Genomic DNA, 25335 nt, shown 5'->3' with positions numbered 1-25335 from the left:
ATGGTGGATTTTGCAGAACATCGTAAAGCGTTACTCTGCAATGATGCACAATCCATTGCTGACTATGAGTCAGCAATGGGCGAAGCGGTAAAAGCCGTTTCAGCATGGTTGCAAAATGAAAAGATGTACACAGGCGGTAGCATTAAAGAATTGCGTTCAGCAATTTCTTTCCAACCTTCAAAAGAAGGTATGGGTGTACAAGAATCACTTCAACGTATGATTGAGCTTTTCTTAAATAAAAGCTTAAAAGTACATCATCCACATTCATTGGCGCATTTACACTGCCCAACCATGGTGATGAGCCAGATTGCGGAAGTGTTAATCAATGCAACTAACCAGTCTATGGACTCATGGGATCAAAGCCCAGCCGGTTCATTAATGGAAGTTCAGCTCATTGATTGGTTGCGTCAAAAAGTTGGTTATGGTTCTGGTCAGGCAGGTGTTTTCACTTCTGGCGGTACTCAATCTAACTTAATGGGTGTGTTACTTGCTCGTGACTGGTGCATTTCGAAAAACTGGAAAGACGAAAACGGTAAGCCGTGGTCTGTACAGCGTGATGGTATTCCAGCTGAAGCAATGAAAAACGTCAAAGTTATTTGTTCTGAAAATGCGCATTTCTCTGTGCAAAAGAACATGGCAATGATGGGCATGGGCTTCCAGTCAGTTGTGACTGTTCCTGTGAATGAAAATGCACAAATGGATGTAGATGCTCTCGAAAAAACGATGGCGCATTTGCAATCAGAAGGCAAAGTGGTTGCTTGTGTTGTTGCGACAGCAGGTACAACTGATGCTGGTGCAATTGATCCATTGAAGAAAATTCGTGAAATCACAACGAAATATGGTTCATGGATGCATATCGATGCGGCATGGGGCGGTGCATTAATTCTGTCAAATGACTACCGTGCAATGCTTGATGGTATTGAGTTATCTGACTCGATTACCCTCGACTTCCATAAGCATTATTTCCAAAGTATTAGCTGTGGCGCGTTCTTGTTGAAAGACGAAGCGAACTACCGTTTCATGCACTACGAAGCTGAATACTTGAACTCTGCTTATGACGAAGAACATGGTGTACCAAACCTTGTTTCTAAGTCATTACAAACGACTCGTCGTTTTGATGCATTGAAATTGTGGATGACAATTGAGTCGCTTGGTGAAGACCTTTACGGTTCAATGATTGACCATGGTGTAAAACTTACTCGTGAAGTTGCAGATTACATCAAGGCAACTGACAGTTTAGAGCTTTTAGTTGAACCACAATTTGCTTCGGTATTGTTCCGTGTTGTGCCACAAGGCTACCCAGTTGAGTTTATCGATAGCTTGAACCAAAACGTAGCAGACGAATTGTTTGCACGTGGTGAAGCAAATATCGGTGTAACAAAAGTTGGTAATGTACAGTCATTGAAAATGACAACATTAAGCCCTGTTGTGACATTCGAAAATGTTAAAAACCTTTTAGGTCAAGTATTGGCTGAAGCTGACCGCATTAAAGATGCGATTGCTTCTGGTAACTATGTACCACCAATAGACTAATTGAGTTGATAACAAAAAAAGCCCGGCTTCTTGCTGGGCTTTTTTATTACAGATTCTTTTATTCAAAATGTGTATGAGTAAATAAAAATATGCACAAACCATGCATATTTTTCAAAAACAAAAATAATTATGCATGATCTATCTTATGCAAATTTCTTATTGTATTGGTATGTCCCCAATATTTTTGGTCACATTGATATATCAATATCGTACTTACTTTAAATAATCCCGTTTTAACTGAAAAAAGTAAGTGGCTGTAATTACAATTAAGACAAGGAAGAAGAAATGCAACAAGTTAATGTGCTTAATGAATTTAAACTGATTATTAACGGTCAATCTTGTTCAGGTGAACAGGGTGAACTAGAAGTTATTAACCCTGCTACAGGTCTAACAGCCGCACGCTGTGCAAAAGCATCGGTTGAGCAGGTGAATCAAGCAGTGAGTACAGCTAAACAAGCCTCTAAAGCTTGGCAACAAGTTTCACATGATGAACGTAAATCAATTTTAAACAAAATTGCAGATGGTATTGAAAAGCACGCTGAAATGCTTGCAGAGCTGGTTGTGCTTGAGCAAGGTAAACCACTAGCACTTGCGCAAATGGAAGTGCAGGGTGCAATTGGTTGGACTCGCTATGCCGCTGCTATGGATTTACCTGTTGAAGTAATTGAAGACAGTGAAACCAAGCGTATTGAACGCCATCGTCAGCCATTAGGTGTAGTGGCTTCAATTACTCCGTGGAACTGGCCTCTCATGATTGCTGTTTGGCATATCATGCCTGCTTTACGCGCGGGTAACGTTGTCATTAGCAAACCTTCTGAATACACACCGCTATCAACTTTGCGTCTATGTGAAATCATTCAGCAAGAAGTTCCAGCGGGTGTTATTTCAATTGTGGTAGGTGCTGGTGAGATTGGCCAAGCATTATCTTCTCATCCAGATGTGCAAAAAGTCGTATTTACGGGTTCAACTCGAACAGGTCAGCACATTATGGCTGGTGCAGCTCAACAGTTAAAACATTTAACATTAGAGCTTGGCGGTAATGACGCTGGTATTGTATTGCCAGATGCAAATATCGATGAAATTGCAGCTAAGATTTTTAATATGGCGTTCTTAAACGCTGGTCAAACGTGCGCGGCGTTAAAACGTTTATATGTACATGAAAGCCAATATGAAGCTCTATCTCAAAAGTTAGCTGATATTGCCAATGCTCAAGTTGTGGGTGGTGGAATGGAGTCTTCTACAATGTTTGGTCCGGTACAAAACCAAATGCAATATAACAAAGTGAAAGAACTCATTGCCGATGCTATTTCTCAAGGTGCAAAAGCGCTTTCTGGTCACCAGCAGTTACCAGAGCAGGGCTACTTTATTGCTCCTACTATTTTGACAGAAGTGTCTGACTCTAGCAGAGTGGTCCAAGAAGAACAATTTGGTCCAGTGTTGCCTGTTTTAAAATATACAGATATCAATGATGCAATTGCACGTGCCAATGACAGCGAGTTTGGTTTAGGTGGTTCAATCTGGTCTTCTGATATTAAAGCTGCTCAAACTTATGCTACACAGCTTCAATGCGGCACTGTTTGGATTAATACCCATGCAGAAGTGCTGCCTCATGCTCCTTTTGGTGGCTGGAAAATGTCAGGCTTAGGTGCTGAGTTTGGTCTAGAAGGTTTACTTGAAAATACGATTGGGCAAACAGTCCATATCAGTAAAGTCTAAATATTAATTTTAAGGCGGATGATAGATCCGCCTTTTTTATTTTTAAATTATCTTATTAAATATTAATCTGCTTAAGTCGTGTGGTGGTAACCGTGACCTTTAGGTTTGATTAAAAAATGATTCTGTTCTTTAATTTTTTTTAGAACAATGTAAGACTTTATGTGACCAATAAAATTATAAGAAAGCAATCTTTCGGTTACAAATTGAGAAAGCTGTTCTAAGTTTTCAGCAACGACTTTTAAAATAAAATCCGCATCGCCACTAATTGAAAATGCATCTTGAATGTTATCTTCCGCTTCAATGAGCTCTTGAAATGCCTGCTGAGATTTTGCCTCGTGTGTTCTTAAATTAATGTGAATCATCGCTGTGACTTCTAGTCCTAGCGCTTGTTGCTGGATACGGGCCGTGTAACCTAAAATTATGCCTTTTTGCTCAAGTAGCTGTCTTCTTCTAGAACATTGAGAAGCAGATAAACCGATTAAATCTCCAACTTCCTGATTGGTGAGCCGTCCATTCTTTTGTAGTGCCTGAATGATTTGCCAGTCGAACTTATCCATTGCATAAAATCCTTTTATGATACACAAATCATGTATTTTTATTAAAATGCGTTTTCATTATGCACGAAATCTAAAAGGTAGATGAAATATTATTTTTCTATGGAATAAAAATTGGTCTCAAAGGATATAGAGCAATGTTCATAGAAATCGGTGACTTTTTAAATCTTCGTTTAAAACAAATGGGTATCCAACATCTTTTTGGTGTACCTGGTGATTTTAACCTCTCATATCTCGAACAAGTTGAAGCAGATCCAGAACTCGAATTTATCGGAAATTGTAATGAATTAAATGCTGCCTATGCAGCTGATGGTTATGCACGAATTAACGGTTTTTCTGCCCTGGCAACCACTTATGGTGTAGGTGATTTAAGCGCGATTAATGGCATTGCAGGTGCATATGCAGAAAATGTACCTCTTATTCATATCTCAGGTATTCCGCCTTTACATGCAGTTCAAAAGGGCACTTTAATTCACCATACGCTTGTCGATGGTAACTACGACAATATTATGAACTGTATGAAAGAGTTCACAGTTGCTCAAACACGTTTAACTCCTGCAAATGCAGCTTTTGAAATTGATCGTGTATTACGTCAGTGTTTCCTTGAACGTCGCCCTGTGCACATCCAGTTAGCGGGAGATATTACTCACGTTAAAATTGAAGTTACTGACCGCCCACTTGATTTAAGTTATCCATCTGTTGAACCAGACTTATTGCAAAGTGTGGTAAGCAAACTTTGTGACATTTTGAACAATGCAAAAAGTCCAGCACTTCTTATTGATAATGAAGCTTCAGTTTTTGGTGTAACTTCACTTTTAAATGATTTATCTCAAAAATGCTCAATTCCATTTGCGGGTATGAATACTGCAAAAAATATTATGGATGAAGGCTCACCTCGTTATATCGGAACGTATGTGGGTGGGGCAAGCCAACCGCATGTGAAAAATATTATTGAGCAATCTGACTGCCTAATTGGTATTGGTGCACGATTTACAGATGTAGGTTCAGCTGTATTTACTCATCAAATTGAGACTAAGAACTATATTGAAATTAAATCTTATGGTCTGAACATTTTTGGTCAGGATTTTCCGGGTATTGAAATTGGACAGTTACTTGTTGAGTTAAATAAAAAAGTTGCACCACGTAAATCGTCAATGCCTCTTCTTGAAAAACAGCCACAGAAAGTAATTGAAGCTCCAGCCCAGCAAAAGCTAAGCCAAGATGTACTTTGGAACTACATTTCAGGTTTCTTAAAAGAAGATGATGTGATTATTGGTGAAGTAGGAACTTCAAACTCAGCTTTGTCTGGTTTAAAACTTCCTGCAACAGCTAAATATATTGCTCAGCCGCTTTGGGGTTCTATTGGTTATACCTTACCGGCTTTACTTGGTAGCTTGTTGGCTGCTCCTGAACGCCGTCAAATTTTGTTTATTGGTGATGGTTCTTTCCAGCTTACGGTACAAGAGCTTTCTACAATTATCCGTCACGGTTTAAAACCTATTATTTTCTTGCTGAACAATGGCGGCTACACCATTGAGCGCTTAATTATGGGTGAAAACGCAGCCTATAACGACGTGCAAAACTGGAAATACACCGAAATTCCTGCGGTATTTAACGGTAAAAAAGGTCATACCACCTATGTGGTTGAAACTGCCGGACAGCTTAGAAGTGTTTTAGAGAATGTTCATTTAAATGATCAGTTAACTTTTATTGAATTAAAGCTACCAGCAATGGATGCGCCAGTAAGTTTGAAAAAATTTGCTTCTGTCATCGCGCGTTTTGATTACGGCGATCGTGGCTATGAAATTTTAAAGGAGCGTTCCCAGCCTATTAAATGTAAGGATGCAAGCTCGTTTTAAATAGAAGATAGGACAAGTCTTCTTAAAATTAAATGGACTCATATTAAAGCAAACGTATATCTGAAGGCCGGTTTCTGGCCTTCGGATATGGTGCTGAATAAAGGTGTACAGGAAGTGACACCAACATTGGAGATAATGTTATGGATGCAAACAATAAGCACGAGTTAAAACAAGGCTTATCCAATCGGCATATTCAACTCATCGCGCTAGGAGGTGCGATCGGAACAGGGTTATTCTTAGGTCTTTCTCAAACGATTAAACTGGCAGGTCCTTCAATTTTATTAGGATATGCGATTGCTGGAATTATCGCTTTCTTAATTATGCGTCATTTAGGTGAAATGGTTGTTGAGGAACCAGTAAGTGGTTCTTTTAGTTATTTTGCGAACAAGTATTGGGGTAAAATGGCTGGTTTTATGTCTGGCTGGAACTACTGGGTGTTGTATGTGCTGGTAAGCATGGCTGAACTCAGTGCAATTGGAACCTTCATTCAGTTTTGGTGGCCTGAAATTCCGACATGGCTGACTGCTTTATTTTTCTTTATTTTAATTAACGGCATTAACTTAGTGAATGTCCGCTTTTTTGGGGAATCCGAATTCTTATTTTCCTGCATTAAGATTGTTGCAATTTTAAGCATGATTGGTTTTGGTACTTACCTCTTATTTACAGGTTCTGCTGGTCCACAAGCAGGTATTGCAAATTTATGGCAACACGGTGGTTTTTTCCCGCACGGGATTCATGGTTTTGTCATGGCTTTAGCCGTTATTATGTTTGCATTTGGTGGTCTAGAACTTATTGGTATTGCTGCTGCTGAAACGAAAAAACCTGAAACTACTATTCCAAAAGCAGTGAACCAAATTGTTTATCGTATTTTAATTTTTTATATCGGTGCTATTGGGATATTACTGTGTCTTTATCCTTGGAATATGGTGGCAGAAGGCGGTAGCCCATTTGTTATGATTTTCCAGTCATTAAACAGTAATGGTGTTGCGAATGTTCTGAACTTTGTAGTCTTAATTGCTGCTATTTCGGTTTATAACAGCTGTATCTATTGTAATAGCCGTATGCTGCATGGTTTAGCAGAGCAGGGCAATGCTCCGGCAATTTTGAAAAAAGTAAATAGCCGTGGTATTCCAGTTCCAGCAGCGGTTGTTTCTGCATCAATCACAGCAATATGTGTGGTCGTAAATTACCTAATTCCTGGACAAGCCTTTCAGCTCTTTATGATGCTTGTTGTGGCTGCACTTGTCATTAACTGGCTCATGATTTCAGTCACACATTTGAAATTTACCAAAGCAATGAAATTGCAAAAACGCCAAACTAAGTTCCAAAGCATTATGAGTCCATGGAGTAATTACTTAACCATTAGCTTTGTATGCTTTATTCTTATTATTATGGCAATGACGCCAGATATGAGATTGGCCGTTATTTTAGGTCCAATCTGGCTTGCTGTTTTAGCACTGATGTATTTCTTCAAATACCGCAGAAAAATGGTCGCAATGCCAGAAGTGCAATCAAACTAATAAGCTAAATTTACAACGATATTGCGGTTACCTTACACACAGTAGGTAACCCTTTATCTTTTGTCATATTATTTTCATGTTACAAAGAAATTATTATCTACCGCAATTTTTGATCAGAATTTTAGTAATAAAATTATTTTTAGCAGTAAAAGTAAAAATATAGTTAAATTATCGATTTTTAAAATAATTATAATATCTTTTGGTTTTATATTTTATGAATCCTTAAAATCTATATTTTTAATCAGTGTCATAATAGAGACTAATATACAGAGTAAAATATCCACTCAGATTGAATTAAATATTTGATAAAAGATAAAAAATAATAATGTGACAATTAACAATATCGAAATCATTAAAGCGTCATCATACTGTAACTTAATTGTCATATTTTCTATTCACAATGCAGCTATCGAAGAGCGTACAAGCACTCAACAAAAAGTGACGTACAACCTATTGCATTAATGAGAGAGAACAGAATGCGCTTAAATCCACGTCAAATCGCAATTGCGTTAGCAGTAACTGGGGCAGCTGTAACAACGACTGCAAATGCAGCTCGTGATACGATTCAAATTGCTGGTTCTTCAACTGTACTACCATTTGCTAGCGTTGTAGCTGAAGAGTTTGGTAATACATTTCCTCAATTTAAAACTCCTGTAGTTGGTTCTGGCGGTTCTTCTGCTGGTTTGAAACAATTCTGTCAAGGTGTTGGCGATAACACAATCGACGTTGCTAATGCTTCTCGTAAAATTAAAAGCACTGAAATTGAAGCTTGTAACAAAGCTGGCGTAAAACAAATTCAAGAAATCAAAATTGGTTACGACGGTATCGTATTTGCGTCTAACTCACACAAAGCAGCTTATAAATTAAAACCTTACCATGTGTTTGCTGCTTTAGCTGCACAATTACCTTCAAATGGTAAATTGGTTCCAAACCCATATACAAACTGGAACCAGATTGATAAATCACTTCCAAATGAACCAATTACTCTTGTAATTCCTGCATCTAACCACGGTACTCGTGAAGTTTTCCAAGAGAAAATGGTTGATGCTGGTTGTGAAGCGTATGAATACTTCAAGAACTTAGATAAAGATGCTCAGAAGAAAGCATGTTCTACTTTCCGTAAAGATGGCCGTGTAATTGAAATTGCTGGTGACTATACAGAAACTCTAGCTCGCTTAAAGACTTCTCCAAGTGCAGTAGGCGTGTTTGGTTTAAGTTTCTATGATATGAACCGTGACAAGTTACGTGTAGCAACTGTAAATAACGTTCTTCCATCTGAGAAAACTGTATTGAACGGTACATATCCTGTGTCTCGTCCATTATTCTTCTACGTGAAAGGCGAACATTTAAAATCAGTTAAAGGCTTACCGCAATATGTAGAATATTTCGTAAGCAAAAAAGCAACAGGTAAAGGCTCTAAAGCTGAACGTGATGGCTTAATCGCAATGTCTGATGCTGAACGTGCAAAAGTATTGGCTGACTTTAAAGCAGGTAAAACTGTTAAATAAGTTAGTTTGAATAGGGGCTGGTGATCTTGAGAGTTCATCAGCCTTTTTGTCTAACTTGTTTTTCCAAATTATGACAATTGAGAAAACAGTGGAGAGTACATGAATCTGCTACTTATCGGTGTGTTGTTAGCCCTTGTGGCAATCGCATATCAACTTGGGCTGAGAAAGAGCCGTAGCCTAGCAGGTAAGGGAAGCAACTCGGCGACATTACATTCTCGTCCTGGTTATTATGGTGCACTGGTTGGTCTTTGGTGCGGTATCCCTGCTTTTTTAATTTTGATCATTTGGAGCTTGGTTGAACCAAGTATTTTAAATCACATTATCTTTAATAATATTCCTGCATCTGTAAGTGCATCACTTGATGAAGCTGGCAGAAGTGTCTTGATTGATCGTGTTCAAGCGATTGCTTCAGGTTTTGGGGTAAGTGATAAGCCGGCAGCCTATGAATTAGCTGCTGCACAACAGTTTGCAAAATTTCAAACTATTGGCTCTTTTGCCAAATTTGCTGTTGTAGTTTGTGCAGCTTTATTAGGTTTAGTGTGGGCAAAGAAAAAGATTAATCAACAATATCGTGCACGTAACCAAGTTGAACGTGCGATTAATGTTGCTTTGATTTTATGTTCTGGTGTTGCGATTTTAACAACCATCGGTATTGTGATGTCGATGTTTGGTGAAGCAATGCACTTCTTCCGTTTTGTAAGCCCGCTTGATTTCTTCTTCGGGACAGAGTGGAACCCAGGTTTTAGTACTTCAGGCAATGCAGAAGGTAGTTATGGTTTATTACCATTACTCTGGGGCACACTCATGGTCAGCGGCATTGCTTTATTAGTTGCCGTACCCATTGGATTAATGATTGCCATTTATTTAGCTGAATATGCTTCTCCATGGTTACGCTCGTGGGCAAAACCAACAATTGAAGTTTTAGCGGGTATTCCAACAATTGTTTATGGTGTGTTTGCCATGATGATTATTGGACCATTTTTCAAGACAGCTGGTGCTTACGTTGGTCTTGAAATTAACGCGACCAGTGCTTTAACTGCTGGTTTCGTGATGGGGATTATGATTATTCCGTTTGTTTCTTCTTTATCAGACGACATCATTACTCAAGTACCTCGTGCACTACGTGACGGTTCTTTAGGACTTGGAGCAACTAAGTCAGAAACAATTCGCCAAGTCGTTTTACCTGCTGCGTTACCGGGCATTACTGGCGCCTTTTTATTAGCTGTCTCTCGCGCCGTAGGGGAAACTATGATTGTGGTTTTGGCAGCAGGGAACAGTCCACTTTTACATGCAAATCCATTTGAAGCTGTTTCGACAGTGACCGTTACGATCGTAAAACAGTTAACTGGTGATACTGACTTTGCCAGCCCACAAGCTTTGGTTGCATTCGCGTTAGGTCTAACACTCTTTGTGATTACCTTATGTTTAAACATTGTTGCACTGTACATTGTGCGTAAATACCGTGAGCAATACGAATGAGTACATCAAATACATCGTCTCCTATGGATCAGAACGTATTTGATCCACAAGCTGCTGCTCAAGCACGTGATCGCCGTAAAAAAGTGATTGAAAAGTCATTGGCTAAACGTCACCGTAAAGAAAAAGCTTTCCGTTTTGCTGGTTTATCGGCAGTTGTTATTGGTCTTGCATTTGTAGCGCTATTGTTTAGCAGTATTTTGGCAAAAGGTTTACCTGCTTTTTGGCAAACGAGCATGAATGTTCCAATTTACTTCGATCCGAAAGTAATTGATGCAGGTCCAGTACCTGTACGTACTCAAGGTGAAACACCTGCTCATTACCAAGAGCGTTATGTTGATTGGCAAACTAAAATGGGTATGGTGGATTGGGATGGCATTATTGTAAATGGAATGATTGCCAAAGATCCTGCACTTGCTAGTGAGCGTGATTACTTAAGTAGTCTTTATGCAAGTTCAGAGGCTTATCGTTTACGTGACATGGTTTTTGCAGACCCATCACTCATTGGTAAAAAAGAAAATATTAATTTCTTGGGTGATGCCAATGTTGATGTCTGGTTAAAAGGTAATATTGACCGTTCATTGCCAGATGATCAGCAACAACTTGAACCAGAAGTACGTAAACTTGCGGATGAATTAAAAGCAAAAGGTGTTCTTGAAAATACGTTCAATTTGAACTTGTTTAAGAATCCGGACTCTCGTAGTTCACCTGCAATTAGTGGTCTTGCTGGCGCATTTATGGGTTCATTATTCATGATGCTGATTGTGATCATTATCGCGATTCCAATTGGTGTTGCCAGCGCAATCTATCTTGAAGAATTTGCTCCAAAGAATATTGTCACAGACATTATTGAAGTTAACATCAATAACCTTGCTGCTGTTCCTTCAATTGTGTTTGGTTTACTCGGTGCGGCAATTTTTATTGGCTGGATGCATTTACCGTTATCGGCTCCGTTAGTTGGTGGTTTAGTTTTAAGTTTGATGACATTACCAACAGTCATTATTACGACGCGTGCTTCATTAAAAGCAGTGCCACCTTCTATTCGACAAGCCGCACTTGGTTTGGGAGCTTCTAAGTTCCAGACTATTTTCCACCACGTTTTACCATTAGCTTTACCAGGCATTATGACCGGCTCAATTATTGGTGTTGCTCATGCGCTTGGTGAAACTGCACCTTTACTTTTAATTGGAATGAGTGCATTCGTTGCAAGTATTCCAGCAACACCATTTGATCAATCAACTGCATTACCTGTCCAAGTTTACTTATGGCAAGGTAATGAGTTGCGTAACTTCTTCGAAGGCCGTACTGCCGCTGCGATTATCGTACTACTTGCATTAATGATTGGTTTAAACAGTCTTGCAATTTGGTTACGTAAAAAGTTCGAAGTGCGTTGGTAATAGAGGATAAATAATGAATACTATTGATATTACGAATTCCTTAGAAAAGGATAAGTTAGTGAACACTGAACAATCTCAATTTACAGATAAATCGCAGAATCATGGCACTTCGTATGTTTCGCATTTTGAACCACAAACTTCAAAAAAGCAGAACTCAACCGAAATCAAAATTAGTGCGCAAGATGCCCATGTTTATTATGGTGATTTTGAAGCGATTAAAGGTATTGACCTCGATATTTACAAGAACGAAGTTATTGCTTTTATTGGACCGTCAGGTTGTGGTAAATCGACCTTTCTTCGTACGATAAACCGTATGAATGACACCATTGATGGTTGCCGTGTGACAGGTAAAATTACACTCGATAACCACAATATTTATGATCCAAACCTTGATGTCGTATTATTACGGGCTCAGGTTGGTATGGTATTCCAAAAGCCAAACCCGTTCCCTAAAACTATTTTTGATAACGTAGCTTATGGCCCTAAACTTCACGGTCTAGCGCGCGATAAATATGATCTTGAAGAAATTGTTGAAAATAGCTTGCGTAAAGCGGGTCTATGGGATGAAGTGAAAGACCGTTTGAATCAACCGGGTACTGGTTTATCAGGTGGTCAGCAACAACGTTTATGTATTGCTCGTACGATTGCAGTAAGTCCTGAAGTGATTTTGATGGATGAGCCATGTTCTGCGCTTGACCCAATCGCAACAGCAAAAATCGAAGAATTAATTTCTGAATTATCAACGCAATATACAATAGTTATTGTGACTCACTCAATGCAACAGGCGGCACGCGTGTCTGATCGTACTGCTTATTTTCATTTAGGTGATTTGATTGAAGTTAACTCAACTGAAAAAGTCTTTACTCAACCTGACCATCAGTTGACGGAAGCTTATATTACTGGACGATTCGGTTAATTAGTCATTCATATAAAAAAAGAGCCATGTGCTCTTTTTTTATTTTATAAATGAAAATGACTCTATTTTGCAAAAACGCTATTGAATTTTAATCAAAACGACCACATCTTAAGGCTATAAAAGATAACTTATGAGCTTAGAATTTTATGTTATTCCATTTGCCTAAACTCCCTGCAGAAATACGTGTGAGTCATTTAAATGCACGTGTAAATGAACAGAGAAAAAAAATTGCACAAACAACTGCAAGCCGTTTAGAACTTTTACAATTGGCTCAACAACTTGCTAAAGAAGCTAAAATACGCCGTAAAAACAATCAGAAAATCTTTGTTTTAGATTTTAAGGGTGATATCCAAGCCTCAGCAGTTGAAAACTTACGAGAAGAAATTACCCTCATTTTAGCAACTGCTAAAGCTGGCCGTGACCGTGTTGTGGTTCGTCTTGAAAGCCCTGGGGGCATGGTACATGGTTATGGTCTAGCAGCAGCTCAATTGGTACGCTTACGCGATGCGGGCTTCCATTTGACAATTTGCGTAGACAAAGTAGCAGCAAGTGGCGGCTATATGATGGCATGTATTGCAAATGAAATTATTGCAGCGCCGTTTGCTATTGTTGGTTCAATTGGTGTGGTTGCTCAAGTTCCAAACTTTAACCGTCTTTTAAAACAACATAATGTGGATTTCGAGCTTTACACAGCAGGGCAATATAAGCGTACTGTCACGATGTTTGGTGAAAATACCCCTGAAGGTAAAGCGAAGTTCGAAGAAGAGCTTCAACAAACTCATGTGTTATTTAAGCACTTTGTAGAAAAGTACCGTCCACAACTTAATGTTGATAAAGTCGCTACAGGTGAGCATTGGTATGGTGAAGATGCGCTAGAGCTAAACCTTGTTGATAAATTACAAACATCTGATGAGTATCTATTGGCGTTATTACCACAACATGATGTTTATGTAATTAATACACGTAAGAAAGCGACTTTAGGTGAAAAGTTAGGTTTACAAGCAGCTCAAATGGCAGATAGCTTGATTCCGGCTGTAATGAATAAAGTTGCAGACACGTTGGCCAAAGCCAATTCAACCTTAGTACAAATGCGTGATACTAGATTTTAATTAAGCTAAATTTTGAAATAGAGAGTGCCTGTAAGGGTGCTCTTTTTTTTATGTGAGTGATGAAAGAAATTTGATTAATATTTGTTTAAGTTTCAATTGTAAAAGTTATAGTTAACTTTTCACTTCTGAGTTTTTGTGATGTCAAAAACATGGCCACACATTGATATTCTCATACGTATTTTACATATCATTATTATGCTTGGCTTTATTGGTGCTTATTTCACAGGAGATAATGAAGATCTGCACCAAGTCCATATGATGTTTGGTTACGTACTTCTTATTAGTATTACTGCGCGAGTGATCTGGCATTTTTTGAGTCCACGTATTTCAAGTACAACACCATTTGGTATTAAAAAGCGAAGCAACATAGCGATAAATGCGATCAAAAAATCCTTAAGTCATTCAAACTTTAAGAGTGTTTTTTCTAAAAATTCAATTCATTCAGCTAGCATTGCACTTTTTCAAACTTCAATTGTACTTATATTTCTCGTGATTCCAATTGTGGTGGGGTTAGGGTATGCGACTGAGCATGTTAATTTTTCTTTGAAAGACCTACACGAATTTTTTGCAAACTTGTTTTTAGCTTTAGTTTTATTGCATGTTTCAACTCTTATTCTAAATAGCATTTTTGCAAAACGTTTTCAGGGCTGGAGTATGCTAAAAATGACCTTGTCAGATGCGAAAATAACTAAATTCGCTGCTTTATTTCTTTTGATTGTAATAGGCATTTTTAGCTTCTTTTACTTACGAATGTAAATGATGGCCTTAATATATGAGAGATTTAATAAATAATAGAACAGGGTGAAATTTAAGGTTGATATGGGCTTTATGAGAAATAGATATTTTAATTAAAAGTCAAAAATAATTATTGATAAACATGCTTTTTGAATTGTGATAAACACATGGTTTTGATATTTTAAACAGCAATAAAATAGCTTTTAGATGAATCATTTAAAAAGTTAGACATTTAAAAATATAACTGAAATTCAGGATAGGAAATAATGACAAGAATAATTGTGGCATCCAAAGAGGGTTTGGACGTTCTACAAGATGGTCAGCTCAATAAAGTGGTTTTAAACCAACCAGCAATCATTCAAATTGGTGTAAGTCAAAAAGATATAGCATCGATGGAAAAGCAAGGTGGAAGTCTTATCATCCATTTAAAAAATGGTGAAACCCTTGTTTTAGAAAATTTCTTTAATGAAGCAACAAATACAACAGACCATTCACTTGTTTTTCCGACTGAACACGGAAAATTTGTTGAAGCCCAATTCGACGCACAAGGTAAGGTGATTGACTACACCGGTCTAAACCATGTCACAGATTTAGCTTATACAAGCACTAGTCAACCAGCTTCAACAATGGCGGTTGATGATTCCCCAACGTTTTCGATGGGCAATGTGTTAAAAGCTGGCTTAGCAGTTTTAGCTGCTGAAGGTTTATATTTGTGGGCTTTTGATAAAGATGACAAGGATGATTCTCCTGTTGATGTCCCAAACACTGCGAAACCAACAGAACTAAAACTTGCGGATGATGCTGTTACGGTCACTGGTAAGGCAGAAGCTAATGCCAAAATTTATATTAAAGATTTAAATGGAAATGTGGTTGCTTCTGGTAATACAGATGCAACTGGTAATTTTACGATTAAGCTCGATAAACCTTTGACAGATGGAAATAAATTAAATGTTTTCGCTCAAAATGGAGGTGGTAAAGAGTCTACTGGTGCTGCTATTACAGGTACAAAAGATACAATTGCGCCAGATGTTCCACAAGCCCAGTTAAGCGAAGATGGTTCAATATTAGATGGTAAGACTGAACCCGATGCAATGGTTTTCATTTATGATGCCAGTGGTAAATTCATAGATACTACAAAAGCAAATTCAGATGGGAAGTTTTCTTACAAATTTACTCCGCCTTTGACCAGTGAAGCGGGTGGTAAAGTGGTTGCTGTAGATAAAGCTGGAAATGAATCTGAGCCAACTAAAATCATTGCTGGAAAGGACACTTTCGCTCCAGATATTCCTTTAGTTGAAGTGAATAAAGAAGGAACAGTAGTTGAAGGAATCGCAGAGGCTAATACCAAAGTACAAATTAAAGATGCTAATGGCAAAGTGATTGGAACGGGTACGGCCAATGCCCAAGGTGAATTTCAAATTACGCTTTCTCCAGCATTAAAAGAATCACAAAAGGCGACAATCATTGTTGAAGATGCGGCGGGTAATACCTCTAAGCCTTTAGAAATTAAATCTGGCTATGACACTATAGCGCCAGATAAACCTACAGCTCAAATTAATGCTGATGGAACCACGGTAACAGGAACTGCCGAAGCTAATGCTAAAATACAAATAACAATAGGTACTAAGGTAATTGGTACGGGAACGACAGATGCAAATGGAAAATTTACAATCGCGATTTCACCTGCTTTAACAGATAATAATAAAGCGAAAGTTACCGCAATAGATGGCGCAGGTAATAGTTCTGTAGCATTTGAGGTAACAGGTACAAAGGATACAACCCCTCCTGATAAACCTACATTTAATAGAGTGGATAATGATAATGGTACTACTGTAAAACAAATCACTCCTAACTCAGAAACTGATGATTCAACTCCAAAATTTACTGTTAAAGTTGAACCCAATGCAACCTTAACTATTTATGATAATGGAGTCGCAATTTCGGTTCTTAAAGTTGGTCAAGTAGATGCAAATAGTTATTGGTCATTTACACTTGATAAAAATTTGGCTGTTGGAAAACATACAATTACTTTAATTCAAAAAGATGCAGCAGGTCTTCCTAGTGAAGAGAGTGCATCGTTTACCTTTTATGTCGTCGCACCAAAAGTAGCGAGTACGAGTGAAGTTGTCAGTAGTGATGTAAATGAAGTTATTCCTTCTGTTGCGGATAGCGTTGGGTTAAATACATTAAAGTTAGCGCAAACTACAACTAATGAAACGACTAGTCAGCAGCAAAAATCTGTGTCATTAGATGATTTATTAAAAAGTTCTTCAACGGATGCTTCTGACCCAATCGCAAAAATTTTATCTACAACAGATTCTAAACCTGTAGTGAATGAGCAGAGCGAAGTAAATAATACAGCGAGTGATGTCACAACTAATCTAGAACAGCTTCTACCAAATACGACTTCTTCGGCTTTATCAAATCTGTTAGATCAAACTTATTCAGTCGTCTAAAGAATTCTTAAAAAAAGCGCTCATTGAGCGCTTTTTTTTATTTATGAATTATTTATTTTAAGTGTTTTTATAAGAGCTACGAATCCATAGAGAATTGCACCGATCGTTGCTAATAACATATCTTTATGGGCATCCCACATGTCGCCTTGTTGACCATTATAATTTTCGGCTTGCTCTGGCGATAAGCCAATCGCAATTACCCATTCAATGAGTTCATAAAAAACGCTAGATGCCATGACGAACTGAACCACAAGTAAAAACAGAGTAAAAGGTCGAGCTGTCGGTAACCAAACTTGAAAGACTCGATAAATAAGAGGGTAGAGTAAAACACCATAGGCAAGATGAACTAAACGATCATACATGTTACGGGACCACCCCATGTATTGATCTAGATTAAAATGGAATATATGTTGAATCCAATCATTGTATGGAACATATGAGTACAGATAGTGTGCACCGATAATATGGATGAGCAAAAAAACTAAATAGAAAGTAAAACTTAAATAATCGAGACCAATCTTTTTAAAAATAATAAATAAGAGGACTAACATAAAAATTGTACCCACCTGATGAAGTAAATAAGCTTCAAATTCAAGGGGCTGGATGCCAGACAATATGATGGCAATAAAAATAAGGCCAAGAGCAATATAGTGTTTAAGTTTGAATTGTTTTTCGATCATTTTAGAAATAGTACTTTATTGTGCTTTATATCAGTGTAATAAAAAAGCGAAGCCGAAGCTCCGCTTTTTATGAACTTTTTAATTAGATTTTGCTAATTAAATCGTTAATTTGTTTAGCTTGTTCAGCTGCATTACCAGTGTAAGTTGCAGGAGTAAGTTCAGCTAAACGTGCGCGCTCTTCGCTTGGTACTTGAGAAAGTTCATCACCATTTACGAAGTTAACCATCATGTCGCGAGTCATTGCTTGACCACGAGTTAATGCTTTTAACTTTTCATATGGCTTTTCAACGTTATAACGACGCATAACAGTTTGAATTGGCTCTGCTAAAACTTCTTGAGCTTGATCAAGATCTTCAAGTAAACGGTTTGCATTGAGTTCAAGTTTACCAACACCTTTTAAACACGCATCAAAAGCAATTAAACTTTGCGCAAAACCAACACCCATATTACGAAGTACAGTAGAGTCAGTTAAGTCACGTTGCCAGCGAGAAATTGGTAATTTTTCGCCTAAGTGTGCCAATACAGCATTCGCAATACCTAAGTTACCTTCAGAGTTTTCAAAGTCAATTGGGTTAACTTTGTGTGGCATAGTTGAAGAACCAACTTCACCATCTTTCAATCTTTGTTTGAAGTAACCTAAAGAAATGTAACCCCATACGTCACGGTTAAAGTCGATTAAAATCGTATTAAAGCGACGTAACGCATCAAACAACTCTGCCATGTAGTCATGTGGTTCGATTTGTGTCGTGTACGGGTTGAATGTTAAACCTAAAGATTCAACAAATGCTTGAGCATGTGCAGCCCAGTCAACATCTGGGTAAGCTGAAAGGTGAGCATTGTAGTTACCTACAGCACCATTGATTTTGCCTAGTAGCTCAACATTTTCAAACTGTTTAATTTGGCGAGCTAAACGGTATGCAACGTTCGCCATTTCTTTACCCAAAGTTGTTGGGCTTGCAGTTTGACCGTGTGTACGAGACAACATTGGTTGTTCAGCGTGAGCTGTTGCTAAAGTAGAGATCGCATTTAAAATTTGCTTCATGCTTGATACTAAAACTTCGCGGCCGTTTTTAAGCATAAGTGCATGAGACAAGTTATTGATGTCTTCTGAAGTACATGCAAAGTGAATGAATTCACCTGCATTTTGTAATTCAGCGATACCTGCGATTTTCTCTTTTAAGAAATATTCAACAGCTTTTACATCATGGTTAGTTGTGCGTTCAATTTCTTTAATGCGGTTAGCATCTTCTTCAGAAAAGTTGCTAACAATTGCATCTAAAGCTGCATTTGTTTCATTTGAAAAAGGAGCAACTTCAACAATTTCTGGACGGTTAGAAAGCGCTTGTAACCAACGCACTTCTACAGTGACACGAGCATGAATTAAACCAAACTCAGAAAGAAAAGGACGTAGCGCATCACATTTGCTGGCATAACGTCCATCTAATGGTGATAGTGCGGTTAAAGCGTTCATAACGATTCCTTAATGTTGGAATAAACATAAAACAAAAAATAATCTCTTTACAGCCTTAGATGACTTGGTACTGTAAACGAGCAAGTGCCTGAATATCCTGTAGCAATTTACGTTTGCTAAAAATCATGTTCCACGAACTACCACCGAGTTGTCGCCATAAATGCGCCATTTGCAAGCCAGTAAACAGACAAGCACGGATGCGGTTAGTATGGTTGGTATCTTTAAATGCTTCTGCATTACCACGAACGAGAATGCGAGGGTTAATCTGCCCAGCAGTATCAACATAGGTTTGAGCCAAATTGGCTAAAATGCTTGGGTGTAAGTAGTTATTATCAAAAAAAGAAAGCTGTTTTAAAATCTTTTGCTGAGCTTTTTCAATGATTGCGACGTATTCAGGATTGCTATAGACCTTCTTTTCTAATTGCAAAAGGGACATCGCATATGACATTGGAAGCTTGGCAGTGCCCATTTTTGGAAGACGAGATTTGGGCATATTTGTAAAAGGTTGAGTAATACAATTTTCGAGGGTTTTAAGCCCCAAGGAAATATCTGCCAACTGATTGAAAAAATCTAATGTCTGAACACCATTGTTGACTGTAGGGCGAATATTTAAACTCGCTTTGATTAACAGCTCAAAATAGAAGTTACCACTTTCACCAATACTCTGCTGACCAGTTAAAGCTGTCATGTGCGTGAGCTGGGTAGCCTGAAATACCCCAGCCAAGGCAAGGGCACGGTTTTGGCGAACATTCAAGGCTTGTGATTGTTGAAATGGTAACTCCACCATGTCATTCATTCCCTTAAATAAAATTTGGTGTAGGGGCATTTGTATGGTGAATGACACCCCCGCCTAAGCAAACTTCATCTGAATAAAATACAACGCTTTGACCCGGTGTAACAGCGCGTTGAGGTTCATCAAACTCAACTCGTACACCGTGTTCACTATTTTCATCAATAAAAACTGTACATGCCTGATCAGGTTGGCGATAGCGTGTTTTAGCTGTACAGCGTAAACCTTCAACAGGAATATTCTGTTCACCAGCCACCCAGTCAATTGACTCACTCCAAAGCTGTGTGCTTTGCATGAGAGGGTGTTCATGTCCCTGGCCAATAACGAGGCGATTATTGGCAATATCTTTATGTAGTACGAACCATGCACCTTCTGCTGCACCTTTCAAACCACCTAGACCAATTCCGCCACGTTGACCGAGCGTATAGTACATCAGACCGTGATGTTCACCAACTTCTTTACCTGTATCAAGCACAATTTTTCCAGGTTGAGCGGGCAAATATTGTTTAAGGAAGTCATTAAATCGACGTTCGCCAATAAAACAGATACCTGTAGAGTCTTTTTTCTTAGCTGTAGCAAGATCAAGTTCTTCAGCAATTCTGCGGACTTCTGGTTTTTCAATCTCACCTACTGGAAATAGGGTCTTGTTAATTTCTTTACCATGAACAGCATGCAAGAAATAAGTTTGGTCTTTGTTATTGTCTACACCACGTAATAATGATGCGTATGTTTCGCCTTTCGAGTTGTAAGCAGTTTCACCACGGCGAGCATAATGACCAGTCGCGATAAAGTCTGCACCTAAAGTCATGGCATGATCTAAAAATGCACGGAACTTAATTTCTTTATTACATAAAATGTCGGGGTTTGGGGTGCGTCCAGCTGCATATTCAGCTAAGAAAAGTTCAAACACGCGGTCCCAATATTCCATAGCAAAGTTTGCTGTATGGAGTTTAATACCGATTTTATCTGCTACTGCTTGAGCATCGGCTAAATCTTCCATTGCCGTACAGTATTCCGTGCCGTCGTCTTCCTCCCAGTTCTTCATGAAAAGACCTTCAACTTGATATCCTTGTTGAAGTAAAAGTGCTGCAGAAACAGAAGAGTCTACACCACCAGACATACCGACGATGACACGTTGTTGCATAGGACTAGGCATCCAAATGAGAAGTTAATGAGGGAGAGAAAGGGTGCTCATAAATAAGCGATAAAGGATAATGGTGACCTTTCATGGCATCTTCAACTGCTTTGAGTACGAGTGGACTACGGGCACGAGCAGATTCTTTGAGCTCATCTGGTGTCATCCACACAGCAGCTACAATACCAGTATCGAGTTGAGGATTATTTTCAACTTGAGTCACATGTGCTAGAAAACAGAAGCGGTAATAGGTACGGTCCGGAAACATGGGCGGGGTATACGTATAAATACCAAGCAAGGCATCAATTTCAACATGATGACCTGTTTCTTCAAGTGTTTCTCGAATGGCTGCTTGAGTTAATGACTCACCGCATTCCACATGACCAGCAGGTTGGTTAAATACTGTGTGTACAAAACCTTCGCTATGTTCTTCAACAAAAAGATAGCGTCCGTCTTTTTCTACGACTGTAGCAACAGTGACATGAGGAGTCCATGCGGCCATAAAAAAGCACCATGATTTAAAAGACGTATGATACGAAATTTAGGGGTTTTTGGCTATGGTGATCTGCTAAACGATATGAGCAATACTACAAAACCATATCGTTTAAAAAATCAGAATTTTATTGCTGATATTTCATAGAGCTAATTAATCTTGCTCTGCTTGAGCCGCTTTATGATTATTTTGTACTTTTACATAATGTCTTGCCGAATAAGGAAGAAATGCTAATTCTTTTTCGGTTAATGGTCGCACTTGTTGTACAGGGCTTCCTACATATAGGTAACCACTTTTTAAGACTTTACGCGGTGGAACCAAACTTCCAGCACCAATCATCACATCATCTTCAATAATCACGTCATCTAAAATAACAGTATTGATTCCGATTAAAACTCGGTTGCCAATGGTACAGCCATGCAAAGTCACATGATGTCCAACCGTCACATCTTCACCAATAATAAGAGGTGAGCCATTAGGTTTTGCATCATTTTTATGGCTAACGTGCAACATACAATGGTCTTGTACATTACTGTTTTTACCAATTTGAATACTATTTACGTCACCACGAATGACGGCAAAAGGCCAGACAGAAACATTTTCGGCTAAGCTGACTTCACCGACTACAACAGCCATGTCATCAACATAACATGTTGGATCAACTTGAGGACGGTGTTCAAGATAAGGGCGTATGTTCTTTGCCATGAGTAGTATCAAAATAAAATTTAGATGAATTATAAAATAAAAAAGCACTCAGGCTAAATAGCATGAGTGCTTAATTCAACTATTCAAAAATTAGAATAAGTTGCTGAAGAATTGTTTAACATGGTCGATTAAGCGTGCAAAGAATCCTGCTTCTTCAACTGGTTTTAATGCAACTAATGGCTTTTCAGCAATTACTTTGCCATCAAGGCTAGCAACAAGTTTGCCCACAACTTGGCCTTTTTGAAGCGGTGCATTTAAGTTAGGTTGAACAACTAACTGTGTTTTAATGCCGTTAGCTTTGCCTTTAGGCATAGTCACACTAAAGTTTTCTGCCAGACCAATTTGAACTTCATCTTCTTTACCAAACCACACTTTTGCTTTAGCAAGAACTTGATTGGCTGGTTGAATATTTGCAGTTTCAAAGTTTGCAAAGCCCCAAGACAATAATGTACGCGTTTGGTTGGCACGTTCATTAACGCTATCCGTTCCGAAAATAACGGAAATGAGACGCATCGGACCACGTTTGCTTGAAGTTGTTAAGCAGTAACCCGCTTCATCTGTATGACCTGTTTTTAAACCATCTACGCTTGGGTCTGTGTAAAGCAAGGCATTACGGTTACCTTGTTTAATGCCGTTAAACGTAAATTCTTTTTCAGAGTAGATTGGGTAATATCTTGAGCTGTCTTTAATAATATGTTGCGCTAAAACAGCCATATCTTTAGCTGTTGAATAATGACCTTCTGCCGGTAAACCAGTTGAGTTAATGAACTGGGTATTCGTCATACCGATACGTTTTGCTTCCTGATTCATCATGTGAGCAAACGTGCCTTCATTTCCGGCAATATGTTCAGCCATTGCTTTTGATGCATCATTACCTGACTGGATAATGATACCGCGAAGCATTTCTAGAACAGTCGCTGTACCATTTAAAGGAACATACATACATGATTCAGAGCTGCTTCCTTTACACCATGCAGACTCGTTCATACGAACCTGCTCATTTTCAGTCAGTTCACCTTTTAATAATTTTTGTTCAATGATGTAGCTTGTCATCATTTTTGTCATTGAAGCAGGTGCAAGCTTTTCGTTTTCATTTTTAGAAGCGAGAATTTGTCCTGTCTCATAATCCATTAATACATAAGACTTATTATTTAATTCTGGCGGAGCTGATAAGACAGTTGCTGCATAAGAAAAACTTGGTAAGAGGAGGAGTGCAGCAATAGCGCTTTTTCGAGTCATTCTAGGTAATTCCAATATCTTGTATGAAGCAGAAGAACCTAGCATTTTAGGATAAAGCAAAGCCGACTTCTATGGGGGAAGTCGGCTTTTTCAAACAGTATTGTAACTCAAGAGTTTTTTACTAATTTAGTTTTGCGATTGATAAGCTTTCACGTCTTGACAAACTAATGTGTTTTGCTCGTTACCAGCAGCTTTTGCATCATTACGCGCTTCTTTTAGGACTTTCTTGAAACTTTTGTCTTTAGCACGTTTCTCTAAAGCTGCAACTGGATCGGCTTCATTTGGTAAATAGTCTTTTACTAAACGTTCATAACCTTGAGCAAAATCAGCATCTTTTTTGCCAATAAGGCTTGGGCAAATTTCAGAAAGTACTTGAATTGCAGCTAATTCTTCAGGAGTTATAGTTTGCTGTGGAGTTACTTCAACAACATTTTCATTTTCGGTTTTCTTTTCAGCTGTTTTCTTCTTATCAGCAGCAAAACCAACTGTTGTCATGCTCATAAGTAAAACCAAAGAGAGCGATTGAACTAAGCTTTTCTTCATAAACATCGATAACCCAAAATAAAATTTTTAAATATGTCGATAGCTTAACCAATTTACAGGTTAAAAAAATGGAAAAAATGTATTGTTATGTTGGTTTTCTGCTTAATACCAAACAGAAAACCTCAGTAAATAAACTTCTACCCTAAACGAGCAAAAAACCTATCCTTTATAGTTTACGATCTCTTCACAAAGTTCGTGTTGCTCATGATGGTCCATTTGTTTTGAAGCTTGACGTGCTTCATTCAACAAGGTTTTAAACTCTGCATCATTTTGTAGAGCAGAGAGGGTAATTGATTTATTCGAATACCCTTGAAGATACGTTGTGATAATTTTTTGAGTATTTGACTCAAGTTTTTTATTTGTCCCTACGAAAGCTGGACAAATTTCCTGTAAGACTTGCGTTGCCGCAATATCATCTTTAATTAAGCTATCAGCTTCTTGTGTTGAGATATCCTCATCTGCAAAAACAGCTTGCGTACACAATGTGATACTGATCCCCAATACCTGAAAAAAAGGAGCAAAAGTTTTCATTTTTTCACAATTTTATAATGCTATGGAGGCATAAATATATATAATTCAACAAATAATTCAATTGTGAAAACCTTTAGGTTTATTTGTAGAGAAAGATTTTAGTGAATATTTTAATAGCGAATGATGACGGTGTTTTTGCGCCAGGTATACAGGCTTTAGCTGAAGCATTAAAACCGCTTGGACGTGTGGTTGTGGTTGCACCAGAAAGTGAAAGAAGTGGTTTTTCAAGTGCATTAACACTAGATCGACCATTGCGCCCAATTCAAATCGCCGAAGATGTATGGGCTGTGAATGGTACGCCAGCAGATTGTGTTTATTTGTCCATGAATGGTTTGTTTGATTTCGAATTTGACTTGGTCGTAAGTGGAATCAATAGTGGCGCGAACTTAGGTGATGATGTTTTATATTCTGGAACAGTTGGTGCTGCATTTGAAGGGCGTTTAATGAAGCAACCTGCAATTGCTGTTTCTTTAGCTGGTCCTGATGTACGCGCTTATAATGTTAAAGAAGATTATGCTCAGGCTGCTCAATGGGTTCATGATTTTATTGCAAGCGGTTTACCAGCTTTGCCTCCACGACATATCTTTAATATCAATATTCCTGATGTGCCGAAGTTAAAAGGAGCACAAATTACGTATCAGGGACGCCGTGCTCAATCTAAACCTATTACCAGCCATGTCGACCCAAGAGGACGCCAAGTTTACTGGATTGGATTAGCAGGCGAGGCGGTTACAGATCCAGAGCGTGTTTCAAGCCAGATTCAATCGGATTTCTTTGCGGTAGCAAATGGTTATGTCAGTGTTACACCTATTCAAATGGATGCTACAAATTACGCCGTTTTAGAAGACCTTCAGGTCAGTTTGAGTCAATAATTGAGCTCGAATGTTATAACTTTGTGAATAAAGAAAAAGAGGAACGTGTTTCCTCTTACTTTTTTGGTACTCTTAGCCGAAATGATTTGTAGCATTT

At 38.3% G+C, this 25335-nt stretch carries 22 protein-coding genes; 12 read left to right on the top strand and 10 right to left on the bottom strand.

Features of this window, described 5'->3' with window-relative positions:
• Window positions 1-1533, top strand: coding sequence for a pyridoxal phosphate-dependent decarboxylase family protein (locus ODQ17_RS11760; RefSeq protein ID WP_322903787.1), 1533 nt, complete (start codon window positions 1-3; stop codon window positions 1531-1533).
• A 285-nt stretch (window positions 1534-1818) separates the two neighbouring features.
• Entirely contained in the window at window positions 1819-3249 is a 1431-nt protein-coding gene (locus ODQ17_RS11755; protein ID WP_322903785.1) for an aldehyde dehydrogenase family protein, read from the top strand.
• A gap of 71 nt (window positions 3250-3320) precedes the next feature.
• Here ODQ17_RS11755 and ODQ17_RS11750 read toward each other — a convergent pair whose 3' ends face one another.
• A complete protein-coding gene (locus ODQ17_RS11750) occupies window positions 3321-3806 on the bottom strand; it encodes an Lrp/AsnC family transcriptional regulator (protein WP_004643588.1) in 486 nt (161 codons plus the stop codon).
• A 134-nt stretch (window positions 3807-3940) separates the two neighbouring features.
• On the opposite strand from ODQ17_RS11750, the gene ODQ17_RS11745 reads away from it, so the two are divergent.
• The 9 genes from ODQ17_RS11745 (at window position 3941) to blp2 (ending at window position 16779) form a co-directional block, all read left to right on the top strand.
• A complete protein-coding gene (locus ODQ17_RS11745; protein ID WP_192454993.1) occupies window positions 3941-5662 on the top strand; it encodes an alpha-keto acid decarboxylase family protein in 1722 nt (573 codons plus the stop codon).
• A gap of 140 nt (window positions 5663-5802) precedes the next feature.
• Window positions 5803-7182 (top strand): amino acid permease, encoded by a 1380-nt coding sequence (locus ODQ17_RS11740; protein WP_005307314.1) that lies wholly within the window; start codon window positions 5803-5805, stop codon window positions 7180-7182.
• 476 nt (window positions 7183-7658) lie between these two features.
• The gene (locus ODQ17_RS11735; protein WP_049837205.1) at window positions 7659-8690 is read left to right on the top strand and encodes a substrate-binding domain-containing protein; all 1032 of its coding nucleotides are present in this window, start codon (window positions 7659-7661) and stop codon (window positions 8688-8690) included.
• 99 nt (window positions 8691-8789) lie between these two features.
• Window positions 8790-10169 carry a phosphate ABC transporter permease subunit PstC gene (gene pstC, locus ODQ17_RS11730; protein WP_005307309.1) on the top strand — a complete coding sequence of 460 codons (1380 nt, stop codon included), beginning with the start codon at window positions 8790-8792 and terminating at the stop codon, window positions 10167-10169.
• On the top strand, window positions 10166-11563 hold the full coding sequence (gene pstA / locus ODQ17_RS11725) for a phosphate ABC transporter permease PstA (protein WP_004790867.1): 1398 nt from the start codon (window positions 10166-10168) through the stop codon (window positions 11561-11563). The genes pstC and pstA overlap by 4 nt, the downstream gene beginning before the upstream one ends.
• A 13-nt stretch (window positions 11564-11576) precedes the next feature.
• A complete protein-coding gene (gene pstB, locus ODQ17_RS11720; protein WP_005307307.1) occupies window positions 11577-12479 on the top strand; it encodes a phosphate ABC transporter ATP-binding protein PstB in 903 nt (300 codons plus the stop codon).
• Window positions 12480-12625: 146 nt separating this feature from the next.
• Complete coding sequence (sohB, locus tag ODQ17_RS11715; RefSeq protein ID WP_049837203.1) at window positions 12626-13588, top strand: protease SohB; 963 nt, start codon at window positions 12626-12628, stop codon at window positions 13586-13588.
• 138 nt (window positions 13589-13726) lie between these two features.
• Window positions 13727-14344, top strand: coding sequence for a cytochrome b/b6 domain-containing protein (locus ODQ17_RS11710; protein WP_322903854.1), 618 nt, complete (start codon window positions 13727-13729; stop codon window positions 14342-14344).
• Window positions 14345-14589: 245 nt separating this feature from the next.
• Complete coding sequence (blp2, locus tag ODQ17_RS11705) at window positions 14590-16779, top strand: Ig-like repeat protein Blp2 (RefSeq protein ID WP_322903780.1); 2190 nt, start codon at window positions 14590-14592, stop codon at window positions 16777-16779.
• A gap of 41 nt (window positions 16780-16820) precedes the next feature.
• On the opposite strand, the gene ODQ17_RS11700 is transcribed toward blp2, so the two are convergent.
• The 9 genes from ODQ17_RS11700 to ODQ17_RS11660 form a co-directional block, all read right to left on the bottom strand.
• Complete coding sequence (locus ODQ17_RS11700) at window positions 16821-17459, bottom strand: DUF2238 domain-containing protein (RefSeq protein WP_322903778.1); 639 nt, start codon at window positions 17457-17459, stop codon at window positions 16821-16823.
• A gap of 82 nt (window positions 17460-17541) precedes the next feature.
• Window positions 17542-18930, bottom strand: coding sequence for an adenylosuccinate lyase (gene purB / locus ODQ17_RS11695; protein WP_004790879.1), 1389 nt, complete (start codon window positions 18928-18930; stop codon window positions 17542-17544).
• Between the two features lie 55 nt (window positions 18931-18985).
• The gene (hflD, locus tag ODQ17_RS11690) at window positions 18986-19717 is read right to left on the bottom strand and encodes a high frequency lysogenization protein HflD (protein ID WP_004643577.1); all 732 of its coding nucleotides are present in this window, start codon (window positions 19715-19717) and stop codon (window positions 18986-18988) included.
• Between the two features lie 13 nt (window positions 19718-19730).
• Window positions 19731-20864 (bottom strand): tRNA 2-thiouridine(34) synthase MnmA, encoded by a 1134-nt coding sequence (mnmA, locus tag ODQ17_RS11685; protein ID WP_322903776.1) that lies wholly within the window; start codon window positions 20862-20864, stop codon window positions 19731-19733.
• A 4-nt stretch (window positions 20865-20868) separates the two neighbouring features.
• A complete protein-coding gene (locus ODQ17_RS11680) occupies window positions 20869-21357 on the bottom strand; it encodes an NUDIX hydrolase (protein WP_005307298.1) in 489 nt (162 codons plus the stop codon).
• A gap of 144 nt (window positions 21358-21501) precedes the next feature.
• Window positions 21502-22053: a gamma carbonic anhydrase family protein gene (locus tag ODQ17_RS11675; protein WP_005307296.1), complete on the bottom strand. Its 552-nt coding sequence runs from the start codon at window positions 22051-22053 to the stop codon at window positions 21502-21504.
• 90 nt (window positions 22054-22143) lie between these two features.
• Window positions 22144-23292 carry a D-alanyl-D-alanine carboxypeptidase PBP5/6 gene (gene dacC / locus ODQ17_RS11670; protein WP_005307294.1) on the bottom strand — a complete coding sequence of 383 codons (1149 nt, stop codon included), beginning with the start codon at window positions 23290-23292 and terminating at the stop codon, window positions 22144-22146.
• A 126-nt stretch (window positions 23293-23418) separates the two neighbouring features.
• Window positions 23419-23841 carry an MCR_0457 family protein gene (locus tag ODQ17_RS11665; RefSeq protein ID WP_322903772.1) on the bottom strand — a complete coding sequence of 141 codons (423 nt, stop codon included), beginning with the start codon at window positions 23839-23841 and terminating at the stop codon, window positions 23419-23421.
• A 153-nt stretch (window positions 23842-23994) separates the two neighbouring features.
• Entirely contained in the window at window positions 23995-24366 is a 372-nt protein-coding gene (locus ODQ17_RS11660; protein WP_192833905.1) for an MCR_0457 family protein, read from the bottom strand.
• 101 nt (window positions 24367-24467) lie between these two features.
• Here ODQ17_RS11660 and surE point away from each other — a divergent pair, with 101 nt between their 5' ends.
• Complete coding sequence (gene surE / locus ODQ17_RS11655; RefSeq protein ID WP_005307288.1) at window positions 24468-25238, top strand: 5'/3'-nucleotidase SurE; 771 nt, start codon at window positions 24468-24470, stop codon at window positions 25236-25238.
• Window positions 25239-25335 lie beyond the last annotated feature (97 nt).

Source organism: Acinetobacter sp. IRS14, assembly GCF_034650275.1.
Lineage (GTDB): Bacteria > Pseudomonadota > Gammaproteobacteria > Pseudomonadales > Moraxellaceae > Acinetobacter > Acinetobacter oleivorans.
The sequence above is the reverse complement of the archived record's forward strand: the minus strand, read 5'-3'. Positions and strand labels throughout refer to the sequence as shown.

Coding starts and splice junctions, on each gene's coding strand:
- ODQ17_RS11760 (WP_322903787.1), top strand. CDS start 1: ATGGTGGATTTTGCAGAACATCGTAAAGCGTTACTCTGCAATGATGCA.
- ODQ17_RS11755 (WP_322903785.1), top strand. CDS start 1,819: ATGCAACAAGTTAATGTGCTTAATGAATTTAAACTGATTATTAACGGT.
- ODQ17_RS11750 (WP_004643588.1), bottom strand. CDS start 3,806: ATGGATAAGTTCGACTGGCAAATCATTCAGGCACTACAAAAGAATGGA.
- ODQ17_RS11745 (WP_192454993.1), top strand. CDS start 3,941: ATGTTCATAGAAATCGGTGACTTTTTAAATCTTCGTTTAAAACAAATG.
- ODQ17_RS11740 (WP_005307314.1), top strand. CDS start 5,803: ATGGATGCAAACAATAAGCACGAGTTAAAACAAGGCTTATCCAATCGG.
- ODQ17_RS11735 (WP_049837205.1), top strand. CDS start 7,659: ATGCGCTTAAATCCACGTCAAATCGCAATTGCGTTAGCAGTAACTGGG.
- pstC (WP_005307309.1), top strand. CDS start 8,790: ATGAATCTGCTACTTATCGGTGTGTTGTTAGCCCTTGTGGCAATCGCA.
- pstA (WP_004790867.1), top strand. CDS start 10,166: ATGAGTACATCAAATACATCGTCTCCTATGGATCAGAACGTATTTGAT.
- pstB (WP_005307307.1), top strand. CDS start 11,577: ATGAATACTATTGATATTACGAATTCCTTAGAAAAGGATAAGTTAGTG.
- sohB (WP_049837203.1), top strand. CDS start 12,626: ATGTTATTCCATTTGCCTAAACTCCCTGCAGAAATACGTGTGAGTCAT.
- ODQ17_RS11710 (WP_322903854.1), top strand. CDS start 13,727: ATGTCAAAAACATGGCCACACATTGATATTCTCATACGTATTTTACAT.
- blp2 (WP_322903780.1), top strand. CDS start 14,590: ATGACAAGAATAATTGTGGCATCCAAAGAGGGTTTGGACGTTCTACAA.
- ODQ17_RS11700 (WP_322903778.1), bottom strand. CDS start 17,459: ATGATCGAAAAACAATTCAAACTTAAACACTATATTGCTCTTGGCCTT.
- purB (WP_004790879.1), bottom strand. CDS start 18,930: ATGAACGCTTTAACCGCACTATCACCATTAGATGGACGTTATGCCAGC.
- hflD (WP_004643577.1), bottom strand. CDS start 19,717: ATGGTGGAGTTACCATTTCAACAATCACAAGCCTTGAATGTTCGCCAA.
- mnmA (WP_322903776.1), bottom strand. CDS start 20,864: ATGCAACAACGTGTCATCGTCGGTATGTCTGGTGGTGTAGACTCTTCT.
- ODQ17_RS11680 (WP_005307298.1), bottom strand. CDS start 21,357: ATGGCCGCATGGACTCCTCATGTCACTGTTGCTACAGTCGTAGAAAAA.
- ODQ17_RS11675 (WP_005307296.1), bottom strand. CDS start 22,053: ATGGCAAAGAACATACGCCCTTATCTTGAACACCGTCCTCAAGTTGAT.
- dacC (WP_005307294.1), bottom strand. CDS start 23,292: ATGACTCGAAAAAGCGCTATTGCTGCACTCCTCCTCTTACCAAGTTTT.
- ODQ17_RS11665 (WP_322903772.1), bottom strand. CDS start 23,841: ATGTTTATGAAGAAAAGCTTAGTTCAATCGCTCTCTTTGGTTTTACTT.
- ODQ17_RS11660 (WP_192833905.1), bottom strand. CDS start 24,366: ATGAAAACTTTTGCTCCTTTTTTTCAGGTATTGGGGATCAGTATCACA.